Below are 2,656 nucleotides of genomic sequence, written 5' to 3'. Positions count from 1 at the left end.
CTCGCTCAACGGGCGGGCGACGCCGGGCCGGCCCGGCGTCGCCCGCCCGTTGAGCGAGCGGGTGTGGGCGGTCGTGGCCGGCGGCGGCACGGCCGGCCACGTACTCCCGGCGCTGGCCGTCGCCCGGGCCCTGGTGGAGCGGGGGCACCCGCCCGAGTCGGTCCGGTTCGTGGGGTCGGCCCGGGGCCAGGAGGCGCGGCTGGTGCCCGAGGCCGGGTTCGAGGTCGCCCTCCTGCCCGGGCGGGGCATCGCCCGCCGGCTCACGCTCGACAACGTGGGCGCGGTGACCGGGTTGGCGCGGGCCGTCGTGCGGGCCGCCGTGCTGATGCGCCGGTGGCGCCCGGCGGTGGTGCTGTCCGTCGGCGGCTACGCCAGCGTCCCCGCCGCCGTCGGCGCCGTCGTGTGGCGCGCACCGCTGGTGCTCCACGAGCAGAACGCCGTACCCGGCCTGGCCAACCGGCTGGCCGGGCGCGTGGCCAGGGCGTGCGCGGTGTCGTTCGAGGGCACGGCCCTGCCCCGGGCCGTCGTCACCGGGAACCCGGTCCGCCCCGAGGTCCTGGCCGTGGACCGCTCGCCCGAGGGGCGCCGCCGGGCCCGGCGGGAGCTGGGCCTGCCCGAGGACGCCCGTGTCGTGGGAGTCTTCGGCGGCTCGCTGGGGGCGCGGCGGGTCAACGAGGCCACCTTCGGCGTGGTGCAGGCGTGGATCGGCCGCCACCACGTGGCCGTGCGCCACGCCGTCGGCGCCCGCGACTGGGCGACCGTCGCCGGCCGCCTGCCCCGGCCGCCCGACGGCGGGCTGGTGTACCGGCCCGTGGAGTACGAGGACCGCATGCCCGCCCTGCTGGCGGCGGCCGACGTGATGGTGGGGCGGGCGGGGGGGACGACGGTGGCCGAGCTGGCGGCGGCCGGCGTCCCGTCGGTGCTCGTCCCCCTGCCCATCGCCCCCCACGACCACCAGACGGCCAACGCCATGGCCCTGGTCCGGGCCGGCGCCGCCGTGCACGTCCCCGACGGCGACCTGACGGCCGACCGCCTGGCCGCCGAGCTGGGGGCCCTGCTCGACGACCCCGGTCGCCTGGCCGCCATGGAGCGGGCGGCCCGCTCGCTGGCCCGCGCCGACGCGGCGGCGCGGGTGGCCGAGGTGATGGAGCGCCATGCCCGGCGCTGACGCCCTCGACCTCACCGTCCCCCGGCGCATCCACGTGGTCGGCATCGGCGGCGCCGGCATGAGCGCCATCGCCACCGTGCTGGCCGCCATGGGCCACCGGGTGACGGGCAGCGACCTCAAGGCGTCGGCCGCCGTCGAGCGGGTGCGGGCCGTGGGCGTCCCCGTCACCGTCGGCCACCGGGCCGACAACCTGGGCGACGCCGAGGTGGTCGCCGTCTCCACCGCCATACCGGCGTCGAACGTCGAGATCGCCGCCGCCCGGGCCCGGGGGGTCCCGGTGCTGCGGCGGGCGGACGTGCTGGCCGCGGTGGTCGCCACCCGTCGCGGCGTCGGCGTCGCCGGCACCCACGGCAAGACCACCACGTCGTCGATGCTGGCCCTGGTCCTGGTCGAGGCCGGCCTGCGGCCGTCGTTCCTCATCGGCGGCCAGCTCAACGAGATCGGGACGGGCGCCGTCTGGGACGAGGGCGAGTGGCTGGTCGTGGAGGCCGACGAGAGCGACGGCACCTTCCTCGAGCTCCCCCTGGAGGCGGTGGTGGTCACCAGCGTCGAGCCCGACCACCTGGAGAACTACGAGGGGAGCTTCGACGCCCAGGTGGACGCCTTCGCCCGGTTCCTCGATCGGGCGCCGGGGCCCCGGGTGGTGTGCGCCGACGACGAGGTGGCGGCCCGCCTGGCCGCCGGCACCTCGGCCCCCGGGGCGGTCACCTACGGCACGTCCGAAGGGGCGGCCTACCGGATGACGGGCGTGCGGTCGGCCCGCAGCAGCGTGGCCTTCACCGTCGAGCACCGGGGCGAGGCGCTGGGGACGGTCGAGCTGCCGGTGCCGGGCGTGCACAACGCCCGCAACGCCTGTGCCGCCCTGGTCACCGGGCTGCTGCTCGGGGCCACGTTCGAGGCGGGGGCGGCGGCCCTCGGCCGCTTCGGGGGCGTGGCCCGCCGGTTCCAGTTCCGGGGCGAGCGCGACGGGGTCACGTTCGTCGACGACTACGCCCACCTGCCGGGCGAGGTGCGGGCCGTGCTCGCCGCCGCCCGGGCCGGGGGCTGGGACCGGGTGGTGTGCGTGTTCCAGCCCCACCGCTACTCCCGGACGGCGGCGGTCGCCCCCCAGTTCGCCGGCGCCTTCGCCGACGCCGACCTGGTGGTCGTCACCGACGTGTACGCCGAAGGGGAGGCGCCCCGGCCCGGCGTGACGGGCAAGCTGGTGGTGGACGCGGTCCTGGACGCCGACCCGTCCACCGCGTTGGTCTACCTGCCCAGCCGCCAGGACGTCGCCCCGTACCTGCGCCGCGCCCTGCGCCCCGGCGACCTGTGCCTGAGCGCGGGAGCGGGCGACATCACCCTGCTGGCCGGCGAGCTGCTGCGCCCGGCCCCGGTCCGTTGACGCCCGGTCCCCACGCCGAGCTCGCCGCCGCGTCCGCCGTGCTGGGGGACCGGGCCCGCCGCCATGTCCCCCTCGGCCCGCTCACCACCTACCGGGTGGGGGGG

Annotated in this window: 2 protein-coding genes; both read left to right on the top strand. The window is 78.5% G+C overall.

Translation table 11 applies throughout. The features are described 5' to 3' along the window. The coding region (gene murG / locus VM242_11600) for an undecaprenyldiphospho-muramoylpentapeptide beta-N-acetylglucosaminyltransferase (GenBank protein HVM05808.1) at window positions 1-1,168 on the top strand (1,168 nt) is incomplete at its 5' end. After that, window positions 1,155-2,552, top strand: a complete 1,398-nt coding sequence (gene murC / locus VM242_11595) for a UDP-N-acetylmuramate--L-alanine ligase (GenBank protein ID HVM05807.1) — start codon at window positions 1,155-1,157, stop codon at window positions 2,550-2,552. The genes murG and murC, both read left to right, overlap by 14 nt. The last annotated feature ends 104 nt before the right edge of the window (window positions 2,553-2,656 follow it).

This window comes from Acidimicrobiales bacterium (assembly GCA_035540975.1).
GTDB lineage: Bacteria > Actinomycetota > Acidimicrobiia > Acidimicrobiales.
Note: the sequence above shows the minus strand (reverse complement) of the source record. Positions and strands in the feature narration are given on the sequence as shown.

What these genes read in the sequence shown, in the direction of transcription:
- murC (HVM05807.1), top strand. Translation starts at nt 1,155, where the DNA reads ATGCCCGGCGCTGACGCCCTCGACCTCACCGTCCCCCGGCGCATCCAC.